18 protein-coding genes are annotated in these 25346 nt (G+C 65.6%); 6 read left to right on the forward strand and 12 right to left on the reverse strand.

Features of this window, described 5'->3' with window-relative positions:
- Positions 1 to 44: 44 nt before the first annotated feature.
- Entirely contained in the window at positions 45 to 2756 is a 2712-nt protein-coding gene (locus tag KF757_08705; GenBank protein MBX3323054.1) for a ThuA domain-containing protein, read from the forward strand.
- Between the two features lie 9 nt (positions 2757 to 2765).
- On the opposite strand, the gene KF757_08710 is transcribed toward KF757_08705, so the two are convergent.
- Genes KF757_08710 through prfB form a run of 3 tightly spaced genes read right to left on the reverse strand, consistent with a single transcriptional unit; the run spans position 2766 to position 7650 of the window.
- Positions 2766 to 4094 carry a DUF1080 domain-containing protein gene (locus KF757_08710; GenBank protein MBX3323055.1) on the reverse strand — a complete coding sequence of 443 codons (1329 nt, stop codon included), beginning with the start codon at positions 4092 to 4094 and terminating at the stop codon, positions 2766 to 2768.
- A gap of 22 nt (positions 4095 to 4116) precedes the next feature.
- Complete coding sequence (locus KF757_08715; GenBank protein MBX3323056.1) at positions 4117 to 6630, reverse strand: c-type cytochrome; 2514 nt, start codon at positions 6628 to 6630, stop codon at positions 4117 to 4119.
- Between the two features lie 6 nt (positions 6631 to 6636).
- Positions 6637 to 7650 carry a peptide chain release factor 2 gene (gene prfB / locus KF757_08720; protein ID MBX3323057.1) on the reverse strand — a complete coding sequence of 338 codons (1014 nt, stop codon included), beginning with the start codon at positions 7648 to 7650 and terminating at the stop codon, positions 6637 to 6639.
- Positions 7651 to 7837: 187 nt separating this feature from the next.
- Between prfB and KF757_08725 the strand changes: the two genes are divergently transcribed.
- A complete protein-coding gene (locus KF757_08725) occupies positions 7838 to 8350 on the forward strand; it encodes a hypothetical protein (GenBank protein MBX3323058.1) in 513 nt (170 codons plus the stop codon).
- Positions 8351 to 8488: 138 nt separating this feature from the next.
- On the opposite strand, the gene rplT is transcribed toward KF757_08725, so the two are convergent.
- The 6 genes from rplT to KF757_08755 form a co-directional block, all read right to left on the reverse strand.
- Positions 8489 to 8863, reverse strand: a complete 375-nt coding sequence (gene rplT, locus KF757_08730) for a 50S ribosomal protein L20 (protein ID MBX3323059.1) — start codon at positions 8861 to 8863, stop codon at positions 8489 to 8491.
- A gap of 119 nt (positions 8864 to 8982) precedes the next feature.
- Entirely contained in the window at positions 8983 to 9264 is a 282-nt protein-coding gene (gene rpmI / locus KF757_08735) for a 50S ribosomal protein L35 (GenBank protein MBX3323060.1), read from the reverse strand.
- A 627-nt stretch (positions 9265 to 9891) separates the two neighbouring features.
- Complete coding sequence (locus KF757_08740) at positions 9892 to 11547, reverse strand: ammonia-forming cytochrome c nitrite reductase subunit c552 (protein MBX3323061.1); 1656 nt, start codon at positions 11545 to 11547, stop codon at positions 9892 to 9894.
- A gap of 30 nt (positions 11548 to 11577) precedes the next feature.
- A complete protein-coding gene (gene nrfH / locus KF757_08745; protein MBX3323062.1) occupies positions 11578 to 12120 on the reverse strand; it encodes a cytochrome c nitrite reductase small subunit in 543 nt (180 codons plus the stop codon).
- Between the two features lie 57 nt (positions 12121 to 12177).
- Positions 12178 to 15144 (reverse strand): cytochrome c biogenesis protein CcsA, encoded by a 2967-nt coding sequence (gene ccsA, locus KF757_08750; protein ID MBX3323063.1) that lies wholly within the window; start codon positions 15142 to 15144, stop codon positions 12178 to 12180.
- 54 nt (positions 15145 to 15198) lie between these two features.
- Positions 15199 to 17241, reverse strand: coding sequence for a hypothetical protein (locus KF757_08755; GenBank protein ID MBX3323064.1), 2043 nt, complete (start codon positions 17239 to 17241; stop codon positions 15199 to 15201).
- A 91-nt stretch (positions 17242 to 17332) separates the two neighbouring features.
- On the opposite strand from KF757_08755, the gene KF757_08760 reads away from it, so the two are divergent.
- Together KF757_08760 and KF757_08765 are read left to right on the forward strand one after the other, a co-directional pair.
- The gene (locus KF757_08760; protein ID MBX3323065.1) at positions 17333 to 18373 is read left to right on the forward strand and encodes an endonuclease/exonuclease/phosphatase family protein; all 1041 of its coding nucleotides are present in this window, start codon (positions 17333 to 17335) and stop codon (positions 18371 to 18373) included.
- A gap of 42 nt (positions 18374 to 18415) precedes the next feature.
- The gene (locus tag KF757_08765) at positions 18416 to 19135 is read left to right on the forward strand and encodes a fumarylacetoacetate hydrolase family protein (protein ID MBX3323066.1); all 720 of its coding nucleotides are present in this window, start codon (positions 18416 to 18418) and stop codon (positions 19133 to 19135) included.
- Positions 19136 to 19170: 35 nt separating this feature from the next.
- Here the strand turns inward: KF757_08765 and KF757_08770 are convergent, their stop codons facing one another.
- Positions 19171 to 20316, reverse strand: coding sequence for an amidohydrolase family protein (locus KF757_08770; protein ID MBX3323067.1), 1146 nt, complete (start codon positions 20314 to 20316; stop codon positions 19171 to 19173).
- Between the two features lie 19 nt (positions 20317 to 20335).
- Here KF757_08770 and KF757_08775 point away from each other — a divergent pair, with 19 nt between their 5' ends.
- The gene (locus KF757_08775; GenBank protein ID MBX3323068.1) at positions 20336 to 21592 is read left to right on the forward strand and encodes a glycosyltransferase; all 1257 of its coding nucleotides are present in this window, start codon (positions 20336 to 20338) and stop codon (positions 21590 to 21592) included.
- On the opposite strand, the gene KF757_08780 is transcribed toward KF757_08775, so the two are convergent.
- Positions 21589 to 21996 (reverse strand): hypothetical protein, encoded by a 408-nt coding sequence (locus KF757_08780; GenBank protein MBX3323069.1) that lies wholly within the window; start codon positions 21994 to 21996, stop codon positions 21589 to 21591. The two genes, KF757_08775 and KF757_08780, sit on opposite strands and share 4 nt — an antisense overlap.
- Positions 21997 to 22059: 63 nt before the next feature.
- Complete coding sequence (locus KF757_08785) at positions 22060 to 22845, reverse strand: hypothetical protein (protein MBX3323070.1); 786 nt, start codon at positions 22843 to 22845, stop codon at positions 22060 to 22062.
- Positions 22846 to 22957: 112 nt separating this feature from the next.
- Here KF757_08785 and KF757_08790 point away from each other — a divergent pair, with 112 nt between their 5' ends.
- Positions 22958 to 25243, forward strand: coding sequence for a choice-of-anchor B family protein (locus KF757_08790; GenBank protein MBX3323071.1), 2286 nt, complete (start codon positions 22958 to 22960; stop codon positions 25241 to 25243).
- The last annotated feature ends 103 nt before the right edge of the window (positions 25244 to 25346 follow it).

Here is a 25346-nt window from a genome sequence, read left to right on the forward strand (position 1 = left end):
CCGTTGTTACAGATTCCGCAGGCCCGAGACGTTATGCTTGGTTCATGATAAACACGCTGAGCCTGGTCGTAGCGCTGTGCACAGCCGGCGCGGGCAATCCTCCCGCTGGGCATGAGTTCGGAGTCACACAACGGATCTACGACATCGGACATCCTATGGGCCGCCTGCCGACTCTGGTTGAAGGGCAGACCCCCAATGTCGATCGCGTCGCGCCAGGGATCGACTGGACGAATCCCAGCGATTTCGGAGGATTGACCGACTTCTTCGTGGTGGAGGTGCTCGGGGCCCTGCTGATCGAGGAAGGTGGGGTCTACGGCATCGCGATGGAAAGTGATGATGGATCACGGCTCTGGATCAATGGCTCGGTTGTCATCGACCACGACGGGATCCACCCCACGCTCCGCAAAGAAACCGAGATCGAACTTCAAGCCGGGCTTCATCCGCTCCGGATTGACTACTTTGAAAACGACGGACAGCAATCGCTGCGGTTGCTCTGGCGCACTCCCGCAAGCCAGACCTGGGAAACCGTGCCCCCTGCGGCGCTCGTGACCAAAGTCGGACTGACGCCCGTCACCTCGCCAGGGCCCAAGCGCCTCATGGGCGCAGCAGGCGCCATGCGCCCGGGCAGCGGCATGCCGCTCGAAGGCGTACATCCCAGTTTTGCCGTCAACACAATCCGCCCGGAGGGATTTGAACCGCAAGTCAGCGCCATGTCACTCGCGGGCGACGGCACGCTCTACTTGGCCACCTTCAGCCCCAATCAGGATGGATGGCGCGATGGTGTGCGCACAAAACCCGATGGTGTTGTCTGGGCCATCGACAACCCACGCGCAGCGCCCCACGACATCGTGGTGCGAAAGGTCGCAGAAGGACTCTTCGAACCCGCAGGGCTCTGCGTGGTTGATGGTGTTGTCTACGTCTCGCAGCGCAATGAAATCACGCGGCTGCGCGATGACGATGGAGACGGATGGTTTGAAAAACACGATCCCGTCGCACGCGGTTGGATCAGCGACAACTACCACCACTTTACCTTTGGCCTCGTCGAAAGAGACGGCTCGCTCTACGCAGCGCTCTCGACATCGATTTTTATCGACAGCGCCGAAGCGCACAAGTTCGGCTACGTCGGGCTCAATGGACCAAACCCGCGCAACCGAGGCACGCTTCTGAAAGTCGACCTCGCGACCAGACAGATCGAGTACATCGCAGGAGGATTCCGCACGCCCAACGGCCTCGGCATCGGACCTCGTGGACAAATTCTCGTTTCCGACAACCAAGGGGCGTGGAAGCCCACGAGTTGCATATACGCGATCGAGCCCGGCGCGTTCTACGGCCACTACAACGCAACCGCAAAGGGCACGCTCTATCCCACTGGTGGTTTCGCAGGACCCTTTGAGAGCAAACCCGTCTCTCCCCCGGCACTGTGGCTGCCGCATGGTGAAGTGAGCAACTCCCCCACCAACATGGTTGTGATTCCTGACGGTCCGTTTGCAGGCCAGATGTATCTGGGCGAACTCACCGCCGGGGGTATTCGTCGCGTCCTGCTCGAAGAAGTAGAAGGCGTCACACAGGGCGCGGTGTTTCGATTCACGCAAGGACTCGAATGCGGCGTGAACCGGCTCGTCGTGGATGATGATGGCACAATCTACATCGGAGGCACCGGGGCCGGAGGAAACTGGAACTGGCGAGGCACAACATTCGGATTGCAGCGCCTGACGCCGACAGGCAGTCTCGCGTTCGAAATCGCGGCCGTCCGGGCGGTTGCGGGCGGTTTTCATATCGAGTTCACCAAACCTGTGCATGGCGAACAGCTGACCGACGCATCGCGGTACTTCATCGAGCAGTACCGATACGAACCATCACCCGAGTATGGCGGACCCAAACTCGATGTCGAGCGACTGAGCGTCGAACACATGATCCAGAGCACCGACAGCAAGAGCGCCTGGCTCACCATTCCGGGGCTCAAGGAAGGGCACGTGGTGCATGTCGTGGCCAACATCACAAGCAATGAAGGCGATGAGTTGTGGTCCAACGAAGCGTGGTACACGCTCAACAAGCAGCCCGCTCCTACACAGCGCGACCGCCTCGCAGTGCTCGTCTATTCTCGAACAGCCGGATTCAGGCATGGTTCAATCGAGCCCGGCATCGAGGCCCTGCGCAAACTCGGTTTCCAGCATGGATTCGACACAGTGAGCACCGAAAACCCCGCAATGTTCACTGATGGCTCACTCGCAGCCTTCGATGTGGTCGTCTTCCTCAACACCACCGGCGATGTGCTTGACGATGAACAACAGGCTGCCTTTGAACGCTTCATACAGCGTGGCGGCGGGTTCGTAGGCATTCACTCTGCGTCCGACACCGAGTACGACTGGCCCTGGTATGGCCGCCTCGTCGGTGCGTATTTCGCCGGCCACCCGCCGACTCAGCCCGCTGTCGTTGAAGTTCACGATCACGAGCACTGCTCGACGCGACACCTGCCCGAACGCTGGGGTCGCAATGACGAATGGTACAATTTTCAAAAGGCCCCCGAACACGTCAATGTCCTCGCGACACTCGACACATCCACCTACACCGGCAGCGCACACGCGGGCAACCACCCGATTGCGTGGTACCACGAAATGGACGGAGGCCGGGCGTTCTACACCGCAGGAGGACATACCAACGAATCATTCAGCGAACCCGAGTTTCTCCAGCACCTGCTCGGCGGAATCCTCTGGGCAGCGAGGCGAGAATGTCAAACCGGCGCGACTCTGCCCTGACCAAACGAATCACTCGGCCTCAATCGGCACCCACCTGCTCGGCTTGAGTTCACGGATGCGAACGTTGCGAAACCTGACTTCAAGCGGGTCTTCGCGTCCCCCCACGCTGTGAACTTGAAGTCCGATGAATCCCTCAGAAGCCGCTTCATCCACAAGATCCGCAGCAGGTACGCCGTTGATCCATGTACGAATGCGAGAGCCCTCAGCCAGGACGCGCAGGCGATTCCACTCGCCTTGTCTGAATGCATCGCGTGCAGTTGAGTTTTCCTTCAGGTGCGCAAGCCAGCCTCGTCGACTTCGCTCTTCATAAATACCCCCCGTCCACGCTCGAGGCGATGGATCGATCTCAACCTGATACCCCGTCACAGACGGACGACCATTCGCATCTTTCTCCACCCGGCTGCGAATCTGCAAGCCTGAGTTGAGTTCCGGGTGAACAAGAAATTCCAGATCAAGTTCAAAGTCAGAATACACGCGATCTGTGCAGAGAAATGAGTTCGGCTGATGTGGCTTCGTTGTGCCGATGACCTGACCCTCGGCTATCCGAAACTCAGCCTGACCTTCACCCCGCCGCGACCAGCCGTCAGCGCTGTCGGGGGAGAAGAGCGGGTACAGAAGCGGCCAGGCTCTCGATTCTTGATTCTTGATGGGCCGCACGCTGATATGACGAAATCGCACCGACTCGTTGTGCGGACCACCGATCCTCAGCCCGATATGGCCGGATGTCATCAGCCGAAGCGAAGAGAAGTCCTCTACCCGCGCCGCACCTGTAACCCGCTCATGCACCACAAGGCCGTTATGAATGACGCTGACCGAAGGAGGCTGAACCTTGAGATCAACATCCACCCATGCCGGGTAATACACGATCTCAACCATCTGCCAATCCGTTGTCGCAACACCAGCCGGCATCTGAGGCTCAATGCGCCGCAAGCCATCAACCAGCACCACCGACTCATACGCACGCGGCACGGCCTTGAACAATTCAACCAACAGCCCACACGGCATCAACACCGCACTCATGCCTCGCCGACCGTTCCAACTCGGCTCGGGCTCATCTCGTGATGCAGGCAAGGCATACTCAACGCGCAGGTGAAAAGCCTCGAATCGGGCAGTCGTTTGCCGGTACGATCCATTCTCACTGCTGAGCACGCCATCACGAATAGTCCAGTCACTGAACTCCTCCTGACCGCTGTCCACACGCCAAGCGTCGAGACTGGTGCCATCGAACAGCACTTCTCGCGGCCCATCGTCGCGCCACTCCGGCACATCCCATTGCTTCTGAGCATGAGCCGCTGTTGTCAGTACGACGACGGCAACGACCAAGACATGGGTACGCATCGTTGTACTCCTGTACTCACACTCATTCCAGTTCATCCGCCCGCCATGGTCGGTTTCGGCCGCGCGTCTCGCGCCGCACTTGTTCCACAAGCTGAGCATCCACCGCTTCGGCATCATTGCCCCACGATCGTCGAATATATGTCATCACCGCAGCAAAATCGCGGTCACTGCCCAGCGGCGCGGGCGGCATGGATTCGTTGTAAGTGCGGCCTTCGCGCGTCAACTGACCCTCAAGGCCATGCAGTAACACGCGCGTCAAAAGTCCCGCATCGGCAAGCACCCGCGGCGAACCAGCCAGCGGCGGATACTGCGAACCCATGCCTTCACCATCCGCACCGTGACACCCCTGGCAATATGTATACAAACGTGCGCCGCGCGCAAACAATTGCTCCTGATCCGAAGTCAGTTGAACCGGTGCATCCTGAATCCGCCCCGGCCACGCAAGATGCCCATCGATACGAGCTGCAAGATCGCCAAGGCGGCCCGAACGTTGCGAGAGCATTTGAGACCAGCCGGTCGGTTCGTGCGAAAGTGCAAGCCGCCGCGGCCTCGCATCATTGAGCCTCTGCCACGCCGCAACTCGGGCAAGCAGTAGTTCCGCAGTTGTAGTGCGATCTGAGGCCAGCATCGCTGCAAGTTCGACCACCTCCACCGCTCCTGAACCTCGCAGGGCCGCATCGGCAAGCTCCGAAAGCATCGCGCGATCCGCGTCGTGTCCCGGCCACGCAGCATCAACAGCAAGTTCGCGCAGCGCGCGGCCGTGGTTCGCCCCCAGGCTCGCAATAATCGCAGAACGCAGAATCGCATCCCCAGCATGCCCGCGTGCAAGACCAACCAGCGCACCGAACGCTGCATCCGAATCGGCCCCAAGCGAAAGTGCTGCCTGTGCTCGAAGCAGGATCGGCCCGGCAGCAGCCAGCGCGGCAAGTTTCTCAATCAGTTCGGCATCCAGTTCGCGCTCCGCCAGTTGACAGCCTGCACTCGCCACTGCCGGATGCGCATCGCTCAAAGCGCGTTCGATATCCTCCCGCGCCAAGGCTCCGATGCCCTCGAGTGTCCACAGTCCATGCAGGCGGGCCCAAGGCGAAAGATTGTCACCAAGCGCTCGAATCGCGGGTGCAACGCCGATCGCGCGCCGCTCCACGAGCAACCGTTGTGCCGTCAGCCTGTACCACTGATCCTCATGGGCCAGCAGTTCGACAAGCTGCTCATCCCTCGCCTGCGAGAGTTGCCGCGTGGGTATCACCTCGCTCTTTTCCGGCGTAATGCGCCAGATCCTCCCCATACCCATCGGCTTTTCGAGATTGCGGGCGCGAATCTCCTTCGAGAGATACTCCGTCAGGTAGATGCGGTGCTGAATGACGCCGCGATACATATCCGCGATATAGAGCGCCCCGTCCGGGCCGAACTGCGCTTCCACCGGGCGAAACCGCTCGTCCCGCGACGCGAGAAACTCGCGATCCTTGAACGCATTGACCCAGAACGGCAGGCCCGCCGCATCGTGGTCGCGGTGGATGACTTTGACAAGATTTCCCGCAGGTTCGCAAACAAAAACGCCTCCTCGCATCGCGTCGTCCCAGCGCGAAGAGTGGCACATCGCCGGCCCGCACGCCGCGGTCAGCGAAGCCAGTCGCCCGTCTTCGCGCAGGATCCGAGGCTGATAGCCACGGTTCACGCCGGTGTTCGGGCGAATCGAAAAGGTCGCGGCGTCGCGACCAACCTTGTGATACACCGTGCGAATGTTCGGGCTGCTCGCGTCGCGCCGAGCATAATGCCTGGGCAGCAGATCGCCGCGCAATGACTCGGAGTTGGGCGTGGTATACAACCGCCCCCACTCGTCGAGTGTCATGCCCCACTGGCCTTGCACCGGCACGGGCCGCGTCAGCACCGTCTGGCCATCAAACTTCAAGTCGATCTTGAACTGCGACAGGTGAATCCAGTTGTCAACGCCCCAGCGCAGCGCATTCCCGGCGTGCTCCGGATTCTCGTGCCCATCAAAGCCCGTGAGCAGCACTCGCTTCTGGTCCGCCTTGCCATCGCCGTTGGTGTCGCGACAGAACAGCAGGTTCGGAGGCTCGATCACCAGAAGCCCGCCAAAGCACGGCAGAATCGCACGCGGCAGCACCAGCCCGTCGAGAAACACCGTCGATCGATCAGCACGCCCGTCTGCGTCGGTGTCTTCAAGCACCACCACGCGGCTGACCGGCACCAGTTCGCCCGCGCCCTCGACGTTGGGCATGTAACTCCGCATCTCGACGACCCAGAGCCGACCGTCTTCATCGAACGCCATCGCCACCGGGTCTTCGATCATCGGCTCGGCAGCAAAGAGAGCGATTTCATACCCCGGCTCGATCTCGAAGGCCGCGAGTGCCTCATCGGGCATGAGCACGGGCGATTCCGCGCGCTGCTTCTCTCCCTCTGCTACCGCCTCGACATCCACCAGCCGCCCGCCACGTGCCACCAGCGCCGCGCCCACCACCAGCACAACCCACAGGATCGTCAGCGGACGCAGGCGTGTGATCGCACGCAGGACCATAAGTCATCAATCTCGTTCCGAGCGTCGCCGCTTGAGCTCGGCGTCGATGAACTTGTCCAGTTCGCCGCGATCGAGCACATCCACAGGGTTGGCTTCCATGCCCGTGCGATGATCTTTCACGCGATTGTCGTACAGCACGTAGCTGCGGATCTGCGCCCCCCAGCCGCGGTGTTCGAGCTTGCCGCCCGAGGCTTCGCTGATCTCCTTCTCGCGGCGTTCATCTTCCAGCAGTTCGAGCTTGGCCATCAGCAGCGACATCGCCTGCCGCTTGTTCTGCCCCTGATCGCGGTACGTGCTCGACACCACCATGAACCCCGTTGGCTTGTGCACCAGCCGAATCGCCGAGGCCACCTTGTTGACGTTCTGCCCGCCGGGGCCGCTCGACCGCGCAAAGGCCGTGATCTCCAGATCCTTCTCCGGGATCTCGACATCCACTTCCTCGATCACCGGCGTGACGTCCACAGTTGCGAAACTTGTCTGCCTCTTGCCCTGGGCGTTGAACGGGCTGACGCGCGCCAGGCGGTGCGTGCCGCGTTCACACGACATGTATCCAAACGCGTAGGCCCCCTTGATCAGCAGCGTCACGTGGTCGATGCCCACTTCCGTGCCATGCGTCAGCGAGACTTCCTCGACCTTCCATCCGGTGCGCTCGAAGTAGAACATATACATCCGCAGCAGCATCTCGGCCCAGTCGTTGGCCTCTGTGCCGCCGTCGCCGGCCGAGATCGTGAAGTAGCAGTCTCGCGTGTCATACTTGCCGCCCAGCAGCGACTGGAGTTCGATCTTGTCCATCGCGCCCAGCAGCCGCGCCAGCGCCGCGTCGGCCTCTTCGAGCAGATCGGCATCATCCGACTCGCGTGACATCTCGTAGGCGAGCCTGGCGTCGTCGAACTGGGCCATGAGAATCTTGAGTGGCTCGGTCTGGGCCTTGATGAGCTTGAGTTCCCCGACGACTTCCTTCGCCTTGTCCTGATGATCCCAGAAATCGGTCGCGCCCATGCGCTCCTCGAGCGCACTCATGCGCTGGCGTTTGACGTCGTAGTCAAAGAGAGTCGCGGATGGTCAAGATCCGCGCCTCGAGTTCATCGATCACCCGCTGATGTGCTTCCAGCTGCATGCCTTGCTCCTGTGCTCGGAGTTTAGGCCTGCTGCGCCCTGCCCCTTCCGGGCCATGATGCCTGCACTGATGGCGACCTAGCGTTCACCCATGTTCGACCTGACGCTGGCCACCCTGGATCCCGATCGGCAGCAGGCCATCGCGCAGGCTCTGGCGCTGACCATCGTCGTCCTCGGGCTTCTAGTCGCGCTGGTTGTCTCGCTCGCGGCGTACGCCGTGGTCCGTCGGCGTCGCCTGCGTCGCAGCGCGGCACGGCCCGCGCCCACCGCCCATGTCGATGCCTGGGCCGCCGCGGCCGCCCGCATCGCCGTCGAGTCGCATGAAGACGAGTTCGAGGACGACGACTCGTTCGACGAGGACGACGACTCGACCTGGTATGGCGACGACAATGACGATGATGACGACGACGACGATGACGAGGACTCGAGCGCCGGCGGCAGCACCTACTACACCACCGACAAGCCCGCAGACGCGCCGGGCGAGCGCGATCCGGGCAGACCGGGCTCCAGGCCCAGCGGCCCGCAGAGCACCGGCGACGACGACGACACGCCTGACGAAGACTCGTTCGACGGCGACATCCCCGGCAAGCGGCTCGACTTCTAGCCGGCGCGGGCGCGGGCGGGCGCAGCGGCGTGCGGGCCTGGCCGCGCGCGGCGCATAAAAAACCAGCGTCGCCGCTGGCTGGTGGTGATTCGTGTTTATCGAGGTTGGGCGCGCCCCGGCGCGGCCGCTCGTCCCTGTTCAGGCGGCGGCGGGCACGGCCCGGGAGGCTTTGCTCGCCTGGCTCACCAGTTGATCGAACAGTTTGGGGTCGTCGATCGCGATCTGGCTGAGCATCTTGCGGTTGAGCGTGATGCCCGCAAGGCGCAGCCCGTTCATGAACAGGCTGTAGCGGGTGTTGCGCATGCGGCAGGCGGCGGTGATGCGCGTGATCCACAACGCGCGGATGTCGCGCTTGCGCTGGCGGCGGTCGCGGAAGGCGTAGCAGCCGGCGCGGACGACGGCGTCATAGGCGCGATACGGCGAGCGACGATTGGACCCGAAGTAGCCGCGCGCCAGGCGGCGGAGTTTGCGGCGGGCCTGGTTGCGGGCGGCGCCCTTGCTGACTCGTGGCATGATTCAATCTCCTTGGCGTCTGGTGCGGAGCGGCACGCGCCGACTTTCCTGAATGTGTCCCGCCAGACCACGATCGGACCCATCTGGTCCCTGGTGCTGTATCTGTCCGACTCGAATCGTCAATCGTTCTTCGCCTGCGCCTCGCGACGCTGCTGGGGCGAGGGGCTGCGTCGCATGGCCGAACGCGGCGCATTGCGCCCGCGGAGGCGACGGAACAGCAGCTTCTCGAAGCGCTTGGCGTCCGGCCCCGAAGCGTACGGGTCCTTGCGCAACTGGCGCAGGCGCTTGCCGCTCTTGTGGCTCGACAAGTGCTTGTGGTTGGCCGAGCGGTGGCGGATCTTGCCGGTCGCGCTGATGCGGATCCGCTTGAGCAGGCCCTTGTGGGTCTTGAGTTTCGGCATCGCCCTGTTCCTTCTGCAGACCTGCGGCGGTCTGCGGCTGTGTTCCTCGACAAAACGCCCCGGATGCGTCAGATCCGAGCCGGGCCACGATCATAGACCGGCCTTGCGGGTCGAGCAAGGCGGGCCAGAGTCGACAACGAGCACCGCGCGGGCAGCACCCGGGGCCGCGCCGCCGCGTGCGGGTGCCGTTTGGGAGAGAGCAGCGAGCGCCGGGGTGAGCGGGGGTCGATACGAGGCGGAGTTTTGTCGCTACGAGATGACAATTGCGCGATGCGAGTTCATGTTGTGTCGATGCGAGATGAAGTTGTGTCGATTCAACCTCAGGTTTCATCGATGCGAGTTCATGTTTCATCGATACAAGTTCATGTTTTGTCGATGCGCGATGATGTTTTGTCGATCAATTCTGACCAAAAATCGCGCTTATCACGACGTTGTCGCCTGCGGCGTGCTCGGGAATCGACGAATTTCGGCCCTGTCACGCGAATAAACCAGCCCGGACGCACCCAGACTCATGTTTGGCTGCTGCACGGAATACCGAACAGAACCCGACGCCGCCGGGGGCTGTGACCATGGCCTTGCATGGCCACGAGCAGTGGCATAACCGAGGCAAGGGCACCCAGCGCCCGCTCACCGCGGCGTCACGCCGAGAATCGGGTCCTCGGGCGCGACAACCTCAGGCGCTTGCGGGGCGCGCAGCCGCAGCGCGAGCGCCTCGGCCTGACGCGCATAGTCGATCGACTCGCCCAGGATCCGCGCCGCCTCCTGCGGGGCGTGAAACCCCTTCGAGTTTTCGCTGCTCACAAAGTCCAGCCGCCACATCGACTTCCGCTGCAGGTCGTAGACCTCGGACAGATCACTCTCGCTTACGCCCGAGAGTTTGGCCTCCATGATCGCATCGACCATCGACACCATCGCCGCCGCCGCCCGTTCCATCAACGCCTTGTGCCGCGTCTGGATCGTCGCCACCCGCTCGCGCAGTTCGGCCTCGGACACCTTGTGACACGTCTGGCAGGCGTTGTTGATGTTCTCCATCGGGCTGCGCACGTTGTGATTGCTCAGTTTCATGGCGCCTACCCGCTCGTAGGGCATGTGGCAATCGGCGCAGCTCACCCCCGCCCGCGCGTGCACGCCCTGGTTCCACAGCTCGAACTCCGGGTGCTGCGCCTTGTAGAGCGCCGCGCCCGTCTCGGCGTGCACGTAGTCCTTGAACGCCGTACCGTCGGGAAACGTCAACTCATCCCAGTACCGCTCCATGTCCTCGACCCTGAGCCCGAAGCCCCACGGGAACGTCAGCGTGTCCTGCGTCGCGCAGTAATACTCGACATGGCACTGCCCGCACGCGAACGAACGCATCTCGGCGCGCGTCGCGAGCTTGTTGGGGTCGTACGGCTCCTTGCGGTCGCCGCGCCGCCACCGCTCGACGCTGGGCATCGCGTGCACCTGTCCATCGCCGGCCGCCAGTTTGGCCATCCCCAGCATGAACCCGGGACGCGTGATGCGCACCGCCATCGTCTTGGGATCATGGCAGTCGATGCAGCTGACCGGGTGAGCCTCGCTCATCGCAAAGTGCCCCTCGGGCATCGCCTTGGGATCAAACCCGCCCACCGGCGGCTCGCCGAACACCGCCGGACTGCCCGGCGCTGTGCCGTCGGGCATCTGCGTGAGCATCGCCAGCACCTCGTGATAGGGCTTGCGGCTGAGCACCTCGAAACCCTTGATCACCGCCTCCATGTTGAACTCGGCCGCGAGCGCCGCCTCGTCGCTGGGCAGCCCCAGCGCGTCGAGCCCCGCCTTGCGGTAGAGCACCGTCGTCGAAGCGTGGCAGTGCAGACACGCCCCGGCCTGCTGCCGCTGGTTGACGCGCTCGGTCACGACCTGGTCGTAGAGCATGTAGGCGTGCCCGCGCGCTTCGCGGTAGTCGATGCTGAAGGCGTAGCCCGCATAGAGCCGCTTGAGCCACGGACTTTCGTCGAGCTTGCTCTGGGGCATCGCGCTCGAGCCGCCGTAGAACGTGTCGCCGGCCGTCATCGTGTACTGATCGAAGTGGTGCGGCCAGTTGAGCCCCCAGGGCGCGGGGTCCGTGCTCGTCTCGTTGAGATCGACCACGCGGAAATACGGCGAACGCGCGTCCTGCTTGTGCTCGAACATCGTCACCAGCACGAAGACCACGATCAGCGTCGTGAGCAGCGTCACGCCGAAGATCGAGCCGAGCAGCAGAAACTGACGCGCGCGGCGGCTGGAACTGCGGGGCGCGGATGGAGGAGTCGGTGCAGTCGTCGTCATGGCAGCAGATCCTTGAAGCGCAAACGAAACTCAGTCACGATGGCGATGGCCAACGTCAGAATGACAGTGAACACACGAAAGCATGTCGCCGCCGGGCTGGGTCGGCAGCATCTGATGCACGAAATCACTGTGGCAGTGCAGACACGCGTTCTGCGCCACCACCTTGTTGCGGGCCTTGATCCGGATCGGCTCGTGAAACGCGCCGGTCGTGAAGGCCAGCGAGTGAAAAAAGCCGTTGTCACCCTTGACGATCCACTTGCCCACCGGATGATGCGACAGATGACAGTCGTTGCACGTCGCCACGTTCTTGTGGCTCGAACTGAGCCACGCGTCGTAATGCCCCTGCATGACATGGCAGTTGGTGCAGCTCAGCGGATCGTTCGACAAATACGACGCGCCCTGCCCATAGCCGAACGTGAACACACCCAGCCCGCTCATCATCCCCAGCAGCGCTACCAGCAGCAGCGGAATGACGCCGATGCGGACCAGACGCGCGGCCGGTGGCGACGCTGCGCCCTCTGCGGGCACAGCAGGCTCCGGACTGCTGGCTGCGACTGTTGTCTCGTGTGTCATCGTGCGTCTGCCTGAGCCCGCTCACTATAGCAAAATCAACGCTGACATGCCGCACGCTCACACACTGGCCCCGCTGCGCCACCAACTTCGGGGGGCAAGGCCGATCGCGATGATCGCCATCTGAGAAGCCACGAACACGATGAGCCAGAAGACCGCCGAATCGACAAAGCCGTAGGAGTGCAAGCCGACGCCGAGCATGTTGGTGCCGAACCAACTCCACGCCGTGACGATGTTGCCCCCCACCGCCAGCAGCATGATGCCGCGCAGCCGCACCAGCCCGCCCCAGCGCGCGTGCAGGATGATCGCGTTGATCAGCACCACCAGCGCCGCGCCGTTCTCCTTCGGGTCCCACCCCCAGAACCTGCCCCAGGACTGATCGGCCCAGATCCCGCCCAGGACCGTGCCGACGAAACTGAGCAGCAGCGCAAAGCACACCGTGCCATACACCATCCGCCCCAGCGCGCGAGCCCGCTCGGGGTTCAGGTACCGCGAGAAGACCCCCAGCACGAGATACACCATCGCCAGCGCCCCGGCCAGAAACGTCGCGCTGTAGCCCAGCGTGATCGTCACCACGTGCGTCGCGAGCCAGAAGTTGCTGTCGAGCACCGCCTGCATCATCTGCATCGTGTCGCCGTCGCTGCCCAGGTGATGCGCCACCAGCAGGGTCGCAAACCCGATCGCCGCCGCGCCCAGCACCGCGATGCCCAGTGCGTGGAGCCGCTCGAGCACGAGCCCCAGCAGCACCGAAGCCCACCCCACGAACACCGCCGACGAATACAGGTTCGTCACCGGCGGACGTTCCTGCAGAACCATGCGCAGCACAATCGCCAGCGTGTGCACCGCCAGCCCCGTCCACATCAGACTCACCGCCGCGAGACGCACACGCCCGCCCGCGCGGCCGCGCAGCATCAGCGCAGCGCACGCCAGCACGAACGCGAGCACATACACCGCCGCCGTGCCGACAAACAGCGAAGCGCGGTTGAAGAGCACCTCGAGATCGGCCCGCCGCATCACCCCCGGCAGGTCGCGCCGCAGCAGCGCGTCGTAGCCGCTGACCGCCCGGTTGAAGCCCTCGGCGTCGCCCTGGCTGGCCGCCGTCATCATCGCGATGTAGTACGCCAGCGAGGGGTGCAGCGTCGCCGGATCAAAGGACTCCGATTCTCCTCCCCCCAGCACAGCCCCCGCCAGCGGCGCATCCATCAGCGCCGTGTGGAACGATTCCCACTCGGGGCTCTCGCCCAGCGGCGCGATGACATGCGGCCAGAGCATCCGCGCGTGGCCCAGCAGCGTGTTGACGCGCTCGTGCAGCTCGATCACCGCGCGCTCGAACGCATCGCGCTGCCGCGGCTCGATCGCAAAGGCCCGCTCGGCCTGCTCGCTGATCGCGCCCCACTTCGGCTCGATCTGGTTCATGCTCAGCCGCGCTGGCGCGCTGGCCTCGCGTCCCAGCAGCGTCAGCAGATCGGGGTGATCGACGCGCACGACGGGCTGGTCGCCGATGGTTTCGGGCGCCGCCATCAGCCCGAGCATGAACTCGGCCGCGCTCAATCGCCCCTGCCCCGTCTGAATCGACTGCCGCCCGCCCGCAACCAGCAGCGCGTGCCGCGCCGCGGTGTCCATCGGTTTGACTCTGCCGCCCGACGAGACCGGCAGCGACGCGAACGTCGCGATATCCATCTCCGTGCGCGCCTCGGGCACCAGCAGCCCGTGGCCCGCGATCACCAGCCCCAGCGCGCAGGCAACCGCCGCGAACACCGCCGCGGACCTCTCGCCCGCGCTGTGCGCCGCCGCCGGTTCGACAGCGGACGCCGCGAGCCCGGCGTTCTTGCGCTCGGCTGCACCGCGCCGACGCAGGAACGTACTCAGCGACAACACCAGGTGCAGCGTCAGCCCGCCGGCCACCATGATGCACGCGATGTAGGGCAGGGTCGCCCCGGGGTTACGGACCACCTGCAGCACCGTGCCGGTGCCGTCGGGCTTGTACGAGGCCTGATAGAACGTCGCGCCGCGATAGCGCAGCGGGTTGTTCATCGAGATGAGCACCTCGCGGTCGGTCCCGCGCGCCGGATCGACAATGCGCACCCGGCTCGAAAAGTTCCGCGCAATCTCCGTCCCGACGAACCGGTCGTGGCGGAACTCGAGCAGGTGCAGCGTGTACGGCTTTTCGGTGCGGGCGTAGCGCAGCGCGATCTCAATCGCTCCGTCCTCCATCTCGACGACCTGCGGGTCGATCAGGTTGGTCCACAACAGCCAGGTGCCCAGCAGCGCTCCATGCTCAAACAGGCTCACCACCGCCGCGGGCGCGTCGGGCCGCATGCCATCAACGCCGCGCACGCTCGGCAGTTCCTCGGCCACGGCGTCGCGCCCCACCCCACGCATCGCGGGCCCGGCATCATGCGCGTGCAGTAACCTCGCGTTGGGCATCCAGCGCTCGACCTCGATCTCGAGTGGCCGATCATGCAGCCCGATGCGCTTGTTCTGGCGCGCCGCCCTCTCGAGCATCTCCTGCGGGATCGTGATCTCGCGGGTCTTGGCGGCCGCCTGGCCCGCGCCGCTCACCCCGGCGAAGACCAGCTCGCTCGTGCGCACGTCCTCGACGAAGGTGCTGCTGCCGCCCACGTCGATGCTCATCAGGCCTTCGCGGGCCGCCGTCGCCGCAACAAACTCCCCGGCCAGCAGCACGATCAGCCCCGCGTGCAGCACGATGATGCCGATGCGCTTGCGCGAGAGCCGAAAACGCACCGCGTGGGCCGCGATCAGGTTGACCAGTAGCGCCGCGCCAAGCGTAAGCCCCCCCGGCATCGGCACGGCCCCCGCTGCCCTCCCCCAGGCCTCGGGCACGAACATCTGCAGGTCTACCCACGCGACTGTGCTGCGAAAGTACACCTCGACCGCCTGCCAGATGCCCATGTTCACCTGCGCCAGCGTCCCGGCGAAGATAAGCGCCATCGACAGGGCCAGCAGCGCGACCGTGAACTTGAGTGAACCCAGACCTCGCAGCAGCGCGGCACCCTTGCTCTTCATCTTCGACCGTATGCCCCCTGATCGCGTCCCGGCGCGCCTCGTCCGGAGAAACACTCAGCGAATCTCGCGCACCCGCACGCCCGGCGGCAGGGCCGCGATGAACTGACGCCCGTAGTTCTTGCTGACCAGTCGCGGATCGAGCACCACCACGCGCCCCCGGTCATGCTTCGAGCGGATCAGGCGGCCGTAGCCCTGCTTGAAACGCAGGATCGCGCGCGGGAGGCTGTCTTCCATGAACGGGTTGCCGCCCTGCTCGGCGATGCGCTCGCAGCGCGCTTCGCTCAGCGGGCGATCCGGCGGATCAAAGGGCAGGCGCGTGATGATGACGTTGCGCAGCGCGCTGCCCGCGACGTCCACCCCCTGCCAGAAGCTCGCCGCCCCCAGCAGCACGCTGCGCTGCCCCGCGCGAAAAGCCTCGAGGTGGGCCGACCGCGAGCCGCCCTGCCCCTGAACGAACATCGGCATCTCGAGCGCGCCCAGCGGCCCGGCGAGCCGCGCCGCCACCGCCTCGAGCAGGCGCAGGCTCGTGAAAAGCACGAACGCCCCTCCGTCGGTCTCGACGACATGATCGTGGATGCGGCTGACCAGCTGGCGCAGGTATCCCTCTTCCAGTTCGCCCCTGCTGGGCATCGGCATCGTGCGATCGACGATCAACTCGACCTGCGAACCGTGATCGAACGGGCTGCCCAGCTGCAGCGCCATCGCGCCTTCGCACCCCAGGCGGCCGATGGTGTGCGCAAAGGCGGTCTCGGCGTGCTCGGTCGTCTCGTCGCGGCCCGCCGTGCGCGTGCTGAGCGTCGCGCTGGTGAGCGTGACGCTGCACTCTTTCCCGAACAGGTGCGCCCGCAGCAGCGGAGCCACATCGATCGGGCTGCATGCCAGTTCAACGCGCGAGAACTGGCTGCGCGTCTGGCCGGACTCGATCCAGTACACGCTGTCCGCCGCCGTCTGCGCCACGAGCGACTCGGCCGCACCGGCGATGGCCGCCGCCCGCATCGCGTAGGCGTTGAGTTCGTAGCGGTCGGCCTCATCGCTCACGTCTTCGCGCAGCCGTCGCAGACGCAGGGCCAGATCGTTCATTGCGGGCGTCAGCGCGTTGTCGATCGCGCCCGCGGTGCGCACGCGGCCGCTGCGCACCGCCGGTGTGCGTCGCAGCCGCTCCAGAGCATCGAAGAAATCCTGGCTCGCGCTGCCGGCCTCGGCGACGAGCTCGATCGCCCCGCTCAGCAGTTCGACATCCACGCCCAGACGCGAGAGCTGCGCCAGATACCCTTTGCGGCCCCGCCCGCCCCAGAGCGCCCCCAGCAGGTGAGAGACCTGCCCCGAGCTGACACTGAGGCCGAAATGATCGGCCGCGACGTCCTCCACCGCGTGCGCTTCGTCGAGCACGACGTGGTCATAAGTCGGCAGGAAGCCCACGTCAGCCGCCCGCAGCGCCAGGTCGCTGAAAAACAGCGCGTGGTTGCAGATCAGCAGGTTGCCGCGCTCCATCTCTCTGCGGGCGCGCTGGTAAAAGCACACCTCGTAGTGCGTGCATCTCCGGCCCATGCAGTTGCCCGAGTCCGAGCGGACGTGCTCGAAGACCCCGGGCCGTTCCAGCTCGGGCATGGTCGCCAGCGAGCCGTCGTCGGTGCTGCTCGCCCAGTCCTCGATGACGTGCAGCGAGCGCCGCGCGGCCGCATCGCCCAGCAGCACGTCCTGCCGCTGGCTGGCGAGCACCAGCCGCCGCACGCTGACGTAGTTCCCGCGCCCCTTGACGAGCACCGGCCGCAGAAGATTCTCCCCGTCGGCGCCATAAACGCGGTCCCCCAGCGCCTCGAAAAGCAGCGGGATGTCCTTGCCGATGAGCTGTTCCTGCAGCGCGATCGTGTTGGTCGCGACAACGACCGTCTCCTTGTGCGTGACGCAGCGCTCGATCGCCGGCAGCAGGTACGCAAAGCTCTTGCCCACGCCCGTCCCCGCCTCGACGAGCAGGGTGCTGCGGCTGGCCATCGCCCGCTCCACGGCGCTGGCCATGGCGATCTGCTCGGGCCGCGACTCGAAGCGGTCACCGAGGCGCGAGCGAACCGCGCCGCCGCTGCCGAGCAAACTGGCCACGCTGAGCCGCACGCAGTGAGTGTATCAGCTCGCGTGTCCGGGCCGCAAGTCTTTATCGCGCGGGCGCGGGGCGGCGTGGTAGACTTGATTCATGCACACGCCGCCCGCGCCTGCTTCGCCCCGCCTGCCCGGTCTTTCACAGCCAAAGCCCGGCCTGTCGCGGCGCGACGCCCTGCGCACCGGCGTGGGGGTTTCCATCGGGTTGCTGGCCCCCGCCGGCCTGCTTTCGGCCCGCCCCGCGCTCCCGCGCACGCCCGACCCGGCGAAACTGCGCTTTCTCTGCATGAATCTGTGGGTCGGCGGCCGCAAGGGGCTCGACACCGAAGAAGCGTCGATCGCCCGCACGCTGGCGGTCCTGCGCGAGGCCGACTGCGAGGTGCTCGCGCTGCAGGAGCAGAGCGACCTGGCCGAAACATACGCCGCCGAACTGGGCATGCACTGTCTCGTGCAGGACCGTTCGACCGCCATCCTCTCGCGCCACGAGATTCTTGAGACCACGCCCCACCGCTGGGGCGCGCGGCTCGACGCCCCCGGCCTGGGACCGCTGTGGGTCTTTAACGTGCACTTTCCCGCCGCGCCCTATCAGCCCTACCAGTTGGCCGGGATCGACTATCACGACGGGCGGCTGATCGCGACTCCCGCCGAGGCCATCACCGAAGCGAGGCTGGCGCGCGGAGAGCCGGCGCTGCGCTGCCTGCGCGAGCTCCGCCCGGCCCTGGCCACCGGAGCACCGGTCATCCTGGCCGGAGATTTCAACGAACCTTCGCACCTGGACTGGACCCCTGAGGCCGCGGCGGCCGCGGTGCGAACCCATGCGGTCGACTGGCCCACCACGCGGCTGTTTTCCGACGCCGGCCTGCTCGACGCCTTCAGAACGCTCTGGCCCGATCCGCTCGCGCGCCCCGGTCAGACCTGGACGCCCCGGCCCGAGGCACGCGAGGTGCACGACCGCATCGACCTGGTGCTTGCCTCCCCGGCCCTGCGTCCCACCGAGGCCCAGGTGCTGGGCGAAACCGGCCCGATGAGCGATGTCGCGCTCGACCCATGGCCCAGCGATCACCGGGCGGTGCGCGTGATCTTCGACCGGGCCGGCCCCCAGCACGCCGACCAGCCTACTTCGCCTGCGCGCTAGGCTTGCCACGCGACCGCGCCGCGGCGCACGGAGAACCTGCTCATGGACCTGATCCCCGCCGAGTTCGGCCTTGTTCTGGAAACTGACGACGAACTCCTCCCGCTGCGGGTCATCCTCGGCATTGGTCGCAACTACGCAGCCCATGCTCACGAACAGGGTGCCGCGGTGCCCGCTCATCCGATGGTGTTCATGAAAAACCCGGCCTCGGCGATCGCTCACGGCGTCGCGGTCGAGATCCCGCCCATCTGCCGCGACCCGGACACCGGGCGGGGGCAGGTCGATTTCGAGGCTGAGCTGGCCGTCATCATCGGCCGCCCCGCCCGCGACGTGCCGGAAGAGCGCGCCCTCGACCATGTCGTCGGCTACTGCTGTGCCAATGACGTCAGCGCCCGATGGTGGCAGAAGCACGGCTCCGAGGGCCAGTTCTGCCGGGGCAAGAGTTTCGACACCTTCTGCCCGCTCGGGCCCCACGTCACACCGGCCGCCGAGGTGCCCGATCCGCAGGCTCTGCGCGTCATCATGCGCCTCAACGGGCAGGTCATGCAGGACGCCCCCACCAGCCAGATGATGTTCCCGGTCGCGCGGCTCATCGCGGACCTGTCGCGCGGCACCACCCTCATGCCCGGCACGGTGATCCTCAGCGGCACCCCCAGCGGCGTGGGCATGGCCCGCACGCCCCCGCTCTGGATCAGGGACGGCGACGTGATGGAAGTCGAGATCCCCGGCCTCGGAATCCTGCGCAACCCCGTGCGCGACGTGTGAGCGCCGCGCGTCCCTCAACCCGACTGCTTCACGCGTCAGTTCCCTTCATACCAGGCGTCCAGCGTCGCCGCGCAGGCCCCGCGATACAGCACCTTCAGGAGCTCCGGCGGCACAGAGCGCCCGACCAGTCTCGAGGCCGACAGCGGCCCGGCTCCGGCAGGGTCCAGTTTCATCAGGTCAGGATCGGCAATGTTCGACGGGCCGTCGTGCGCGCTCTCAAACATCGTCCGCATGGCCCAGTAGCGGCTGGCATACAGGTCAAAGGCGTCGGCCTCGCTGGCCGCAAGGCTCGCCCCGTACCGTCCGTCGCCGCCCGAGCCCAGGTGATCTTCGCTCGCGACAATGTCTGAGCCGAACAGCACGCGCCCGCGATAGCGCTCAAAGAACGCGAGCAACTCGGCCCGCGGGTGGCGGCTCAGTTCGCGCACCATCCACCGCGTCGCGCTCGTGTCGATGATGAGGTTGGGCCAGCGGTCGAGCAGCCCGCTCAACCGCGACAGATCCTCGGGGCTCCCGGCCATGTGCGCCGCCAGGCAGCCATTGGGCCAGGCCCGCAGGACGCGCTCGAACGGCGCATAGTGGTCGCTCTTGCGCCCGTAGCGCCCCGCATCGGCGTAATCGGTGGCAAACCAGGTATCCGGGTCGGCCACATGCACCATCATCATCATGCCCAGCTGCTCCCCGCGCCGGGCCACCATCTGCCGCCAATGGCTGTCGATCGGAACGATCTCGCGGATCGGCAGCCCGGCCCGCTCGGCGTAGTCGCGAAAGCGCGGCGCGGCCCAGAGTTTGAACATCCGCGCCCCGAACTCGCCCGCCCACCGCTCAAGAGCATCGACAAACCCCGCGCGCAACGCGTGCCCCGGCTCGGCCGAGGTGTAATCGGGCACCGCGACGAAGCGCACCCGCTCGCCCAGCACCGCCCGCACCTCGGCCGCCCGATGGATCGGCGTCTGGGAGTAGAACCGCTCGATCCCGAAAGCGTCGGCAGCCGCAGCGAGGATCTCGGCCGAGCGCGGGCCGTTGATATGGACGTGGGCGTCGATGATCGGGCACACCGGCGGGCCCAGTCGCGCCGCCTCGGCGCGGTACTCGAGCCCGTGAAGATTGGCCTGCCGCCGGGCGAGGGCCGCCGGGTCGGTCGGCACGTCCTGCGCGGGTGTGGTACGCTTGTCAGGCATCGCCCATCGTAGACAACCCATGAGCACACCCCGCCCCTCCGCCAACGAACCGACGCCCGAGCAGGGGCAGGGTGCGTTCAAGTTCGATCGCCAGAAACGCGACGACAAAAAAACCGGCCGCCGCCGCATCGTCCTCGCCTGCGACTGGCTCGTGAGCCGCCGGGGCGGCGAAGCGGTGCTCGAACGGCTCGCTGCGTACGCCACCACCCATCACGCCCCCGCCGCCCTGCTCACCCTCTTCGCCCGCGACATGAGCTTCGGCCCCGCCATCGACGCGCTGCCCACGATCCGCGCCCGGCTCGGCCGCCTTCCCGGCGCCTCGGGCGCCCTGCGCCGCTGGCTACTCCCGCTGTACCCGACCATGATCGCCGACCTCAACGGCTGGGTCGCCAGCCTGCACGAAGACGCCCCCGTCGATCTGCTGTTGAGCAGTTCCTCGGGCCTCATCAAGAACCTGCGCCCGCCCCCGGGCGTCAACCACCTCTGCTATTGCCACACCCCGGCGCGCTACCTGTGGAGCCAGACCGCGGCCTATGGCCGAGGCGGGTCCAGGGGCGCCGCGCGCGGCCTCGGACTGACGCTCTTTGGCGAGCGCCTGCGGACCTTCGACCGCTCGGGCACGCGCCACGTCAGCGCATTCATCGCCAACAGCACGCACACGCGCGCCGAGATCGAACGCTGCTTCAACCGCGAAGCCCACATCGTGCCCCCGCCGGTGCGGACGGAGTTCTTCACGCCCGATGCGGCCGTCAACCGCGAAGATTTCTGGCTCATCGTCAGCGCGCTCGAACCCTACAAGCGCGTGGATCTGGCCATCGAGGCCGCGGCCCGCGCCCGCCAGAAACTGATCGTCGTCGGCGAGGGCTCGCAAGCCGGCTACCTGCGCGCCCACGCCCGCGCGATGAGCCGCAGGCACGCCGCCGGGGTCAAGGGACTTATCGAGTTCACCGGACGCATCGACGACGAGCCGCTGCGCAACCTCTACCGCCGGGCCGGTCTGTTCCTGTTCCCGCAGATCGAAGATTTCGGCATCACGGCGGTCGAAGCCCAGGCCTGCGGCTGCCCCGTCGTCGCGCGCGGGCTGGGCGGAGCCCTCGACACCGTCATCGAGGACACAACGGGAGCGCTCTTTGAAGATGATTCGGCCGAAGCACTGATCGAGGCGGCCCGCGGCATGAAGGCGAGCCACTCTGCCTGCCGCCGCAACGCCGAGCGGTTCAGCGAGCAACTCTTCGACCAGCGCATGGGCCTGCACATCGAGAGCGCGCTGGGCTAGGCACGCGACCGGGCGGACGTGGCGCCCACACAGCCAGGCCCTCGGCACCCCGAACAGAACGCTGGCGGCACAATGGAGGCGCACAAACTGGCATGGGCCGAGAAAAACCGCGTCCGGGCGCGAAGAACGCCGAGCGGACCGGGCGGTGCGCCGATCGTGCGCCTCGCCGCGTCCGGATATGTGCTCGCCGCGGTCATAATTCCTCTCGCCGAGTTCATAATTCCTCGCTCCGCGGCCATAATTCCGCGCGTCAAGTTGATGTTGACGCGCTCCCCGATGAAGTTGACGCGCGTCAAGTTCATAATTCCTCTCGCCGCGGTCATAATTCCGCGCGTCAAGTTGAAGTTGACGCGCTCCGCGATGAAGTTGACGCGCTCCCCGATGGCCGCGACGCCCGCCCGCATCGGCCGCAGGTCCGATCATGTGCCCGCGACTGAGCCTCCCCGGACCGGCCGCACCCGCTGCCCTCAATCGCTCGGCACCGCCTCAGGCCCGGCCGCCTCCAGCTCCAGCCCGACCGCCTCGGGCAGCACCTCGAACTCCAGATGGAAGTGCTGCGGCTCAAGAAAAGTGCCCGGAATCGCCCGCTGCCACGGATCGAGAATGTGCCTGAGCAGGGCGTAGGGCACCCGCGCCTTCATCGAGATCGACCCGTCCGCCTCGCGCACCAGTTCCGTCACGCCGTCGGTCGGCTTGCGGCCCGAGAGCGCCCCCAGCCGCGTGTCGTAGCCCGGCCGGATGCGCCCGTTGAGCGTATCGGACGCATCGGAGGTCAGAAAAAGATTGAACGCGTCCGACGAGATCTGGCACGACTTCATCGCCTCGAGCGCGTACTTGACATGCGCCACCACCGTGCCGCGCCGCGGCAGCGCGGGCTGGTTCATCACCACGCCGCTGAGCGTCACCTCGATCATCGAATCGGCCGCGATCTGGTCGAAAAACGCCCGCGTCGGGTCGAGTTTATAAAACCCCACACGCACCACCGCCCCCTGCGGATGCCCGGCCCCCTTGGCCAGTCGAGCGCCCCCCACCGCTACAAAACCCTCCACATTCGCGCCCATGGCGACACGCTCGGCGTCGGAGGCGTAGGGCAAATCCTTTTCGAACTTCACCATCCTGCCATCGGCCTTCGTCCACGCGATGCTGGCCTGCGGGACCTTCTCGGTGTCGACCAGCAGGAGCGGAGGTGAATCCTGCAACCCCAATGCAGACGCTGCGAACAAGAGCACGACGGCATAGACGGCGATCTTCATGAAGGGATCTTCTCAGGGTGGCCGCGCACAAGCAACCGGGTTGACACGCCGATCTGGTTTGTGGTATCTTCGTGAGGTCGGGCCGGGGGTTTCCAACGGAAGGGGAAAAGTCTTGAAAACGCGTTTTGTGTCCCGCGCCATCGTCGGCTGCGCCGCCGCCGCTCTTGCAGCCTCCACGCTCGCCCACGACGACGATATCCGCAAACTGATGTCGCTCGAACCGCCGGTGTACGGCCCCGTCTGGAGACTGGGCGACCCCCTGCCGCGCGGTGAGAACTTCGCCGCCACCGGCATCACGCTCCTGTCGTGGATCCCGCTCAACAACTTCGCGGGCAATCAGTCCTCGGGCAACGACTGCTGGGGCTACGTCTCGCCGTCGGGACGCGAGTACGCCATCATGGGCCTTCGCGCCGGCTTCGGCTTTGTCGAGATCACCGACCCGACCAACCCCGTCATCCTCACGACCATCCCCGGCCCCACAAGCCTCTGGCACGATGTCAAGGTCATCGGCCACATCGCCTATGGCGTCAGCGAGGGCGGCTCGGGCATCCAGGTCATGGACATGTCCAACATCGACAACGGACAGGTCACGCTCCTGCGCAATCAGATGACCGGCGGCCACACCACAACGCACAACATCGTCTCAAACCCCGACGCCGGCACGCTCTATCTCACGGGCGCCAACATCGGCAACGGCGGACTTGTCAACCTCAACCTCTCCGACCCCACCCGCCCCACCATCGGCAACGGCTGGACCAACATGTACGTCCACGATGCGTGCGTCGTGTCGTACCACGAGGGCCCCTACGCCGGACGTGAGATCGCCTTCTGCGCCAGCGGCCAGAACGGGGGCTGGAACAACACCGGCCTGCGCATCGTCGATGTCACCAACAAGAACAACATCTTCACCGTCTCCACGCTCCTCTACTCTTCCCCCGCCTACAGCCACCAGATCTGGGTCACGCCCGACAAAAAGTACGCCTATCTCAACGACGAACTCGACGAAGACAACGGCCTCGTCCCGACCACCACCACCCGCATCTTCGACATCTCCAACATCAACAGCCCGTTCGAGGTCGGCACCTTCACAAGCAACTCGCCCGCCATCGATCACAACCTCTACGTGCGCGATCAGTTCATCTTCGAAGCCAACTACACCAGCGGCCTGCGCGTCTTTGACGCCTCCGACCCCACAAGCCCCGTCCAGATCGCCTTCTTTGACACCTACCCCGGCAACGACGGCCGAACCTTCAACGGCGCGTGGAGTTCCTATCCATACTTCCCCTCCGGCACCGTCATCGTCAGCGACATCAACCGAGGACTCTTCGTCCTCCGCGTTGACGCCATCGACGGCGAGCGCCTGCAGCTGGCCTACGTCGGCGACCACCCACAAACACTCAACCCCAACGGCGGTACTCAAATCCTCGCCACCGTCACCGAAGTCGGCGCGACACTCATCCCGTCTTCGGTGCGACTCGTCATCCGCAATGAGCAGGGCGTCGAGACAACGATCACCGGCCAGCCCACCGGCCAGCCCGACGAGTACCGCTTCATCACCACCGCCCTCACCTGCGGCCAGCGCTACGAGTACTGGGTCATGGCCGAATCCACCACCACCACCTTCTACTTCGCCCCGCTCACCGCGCCCACGCGCGGCTACTTCGCCCTGGCCGTCGGCGACCAGACCACACCCTTCCACGACACCTTCGAAACCGACCTCGGCTGGACCACCAGCGGCACGGCGACCGACGGCCACTGGCAACGCGGCGTCCCGGTCGGAGGCGGCAATCGCGGCGACCCCGCGGCCGACTACGACGGCTCAGGTCAGTGCTACCTCACCGCCAACCGCGCCGGCGACTCGGACATCGACAACGGTTGGGTCCGCCTCACCTCACCCACGATGAACGCATCCGGCGGCATCGCCTACATCAACTACGCCCGCTGGTTCCACAACACCTTCGGCGCCAACCCCCAGTCCGACATCATGGAGGTCGAAGTCTCCAACAACGGCGGCTCGACCTGGACCATGCTCGAAGTCGTCGGACCAGCCGGGCCGGAAGTCTCCGGCGGCTGGATCTACAAGTCCTTGCGCATCAATGACACCTTCCCCGAGCCCTCCGATCAGTTCCGCATCCGCTTTACCGCCTACGACACCGGCGCTGGCTCCGTCGTCGAAGCCGCGATCGACGCCGTCTCGCTCGATGTCTACACCTGCCAGGATCCCATCCCCTGCGAGCCCGATCGCAACGGCGACGGCTCGCTCGACTTCTTCGACATCCAGCACTTCCTCGATGCATTCTCAAATCATCAGCCCTCTGCCGACATGAATGGCGACGGCCAGTACAACTTCTTCGACGTGCAGATCTACCTCTCGATCTTCAGCTTCGGCTGTCCTTAACCACCGCGGGCTCGCCCTGCTACATCTTCGCGTCACACTCCGCGAACCCGGACCACACGCCGGGTTCGCTTTCATTGTGCCATGGGGCACGCCACCACCGGCC

It is taken from the genome of Phycisphaeraceae bacterium, assembly GCA_019636795.1.
Classification (GTDB): Bacteria; Planctomycetota; Phycisphaerae; order Phycisphaerales; family UBA1924; genus JAHBWW01.

Excerpts from the sequence above, each read along its gene's own strand:
- KF757_08715 (MBX3323056.1), bottom strand. The coding sequence starts at position 6,630 with ATGGTCCTGCGTGCGATCACACGCCTGCGTCCGCTGACGATCCTGTGG.
- KF757_08710 (MBX3323055.1), bottom strand. The coding sequence starts at position 4,094 with ATGCGTACCCATGTCTTGGTCGTTGCCGTCGTCGTACTGACAACAGCG.
- KF757_08740 (MBX3323061.1), bottom strand. The coding sequence starts at position 11,547 with ATGACGACGACTGCACCGACTCCTCCATCCGCGCCCCGCAGTTCCAGC.
- KF757_08785 (MBX3323070.1), bottom strand. The coding sequence starts at position 22,845 with ATGAAGATCGCCGTCTATGCCGTCGTGCTCTTGTTCGCAGCGTCTGCA.
- KF757_08705 (MBX3323054.1), top strand. The coding sequence starts at position 45 with ATGATAAACACGCTGAGCCTGGTCGTAGCGCTGTGCACAGCCGGCGCG.
- prfB (MBX3323057.1), bottom strand. The coding sequence starts at position 7,650 with ATGAGTGCGCTCGAGGAGCGCATGGGCGCGACCGATTTCTGGGATCAT.
- KF757_08765 (MBX3323066.1), top strand. The coding sequence starts at position 18,416 with ATGGACCTGATCCCCGCCGAGTTCGGCCTTGTTCTGGAAACTGACGAC.
- KF757_08775 (MBX3323068.1), top strand. The coding sequence starts at position 20,336 with ATGAGCACACCCCGCCCCTCCGCCAACGAACCGACGCCCGAGCAGGGG.
- KF757_08780 (MBX3323069.1), bottom strand. The coding sequence starts at position 21,996 with ATGCGGGCGGGCGTCGCGGCCATCGGGGAGCGCGTCAACTTCATCGCG.
- nrfH (MBX3323062.1), bottom strand. The coding sequence starts at position 12,120 with ATGACACACGAGACAACAGTCGCAGCCAGCAGTCCGGAGCCTGCTGTG.
- ccsA (MBX3323063.1), bottom strand. The coding sequence starts at position 15,144 with ATGAAGAGCAAGGGTGCCGCGCTGCTGCGAGGTCTGGGTTCACTCAAG.
- rpmI (MBX3323060.1), bottom strand. The coding sequence starts at position 9,264 with ATGCCGAAACTCAAGACCCACAAGGGCCTGCTCAAGCGGATCCGCATC.
- rplT (MBX3323059.1), bottom strand. The coding sequence starts at position 8,863 with ATGCCACGAGTCAGCAAGGGCGCCGCCCGCAACCAGGCCCGCCGCAAA.
- KF757_08725 (MBX3323058.1), top strand. The coding sequence starts at position 7,838 with ATGTTCGACCTGACGCTGGCCACCCTGGATCCCGATCGGCAGCAGGCC.
- KF757_08770 (MBX3323067.1), bottom strand. The coding sequence starts at position 20,316 with ATGCCTGACAAGCGTACCACACCCGCGCAGGACGTGCCGACCGACCCG.
- KF757_08760 (MBX3323065.1), top strand. The coding sequence starts at position 17,333 with ATGCACACGCCGCCCGCGCCTGCTTCGCCCCGCCTGCCCGGTCTTTCA.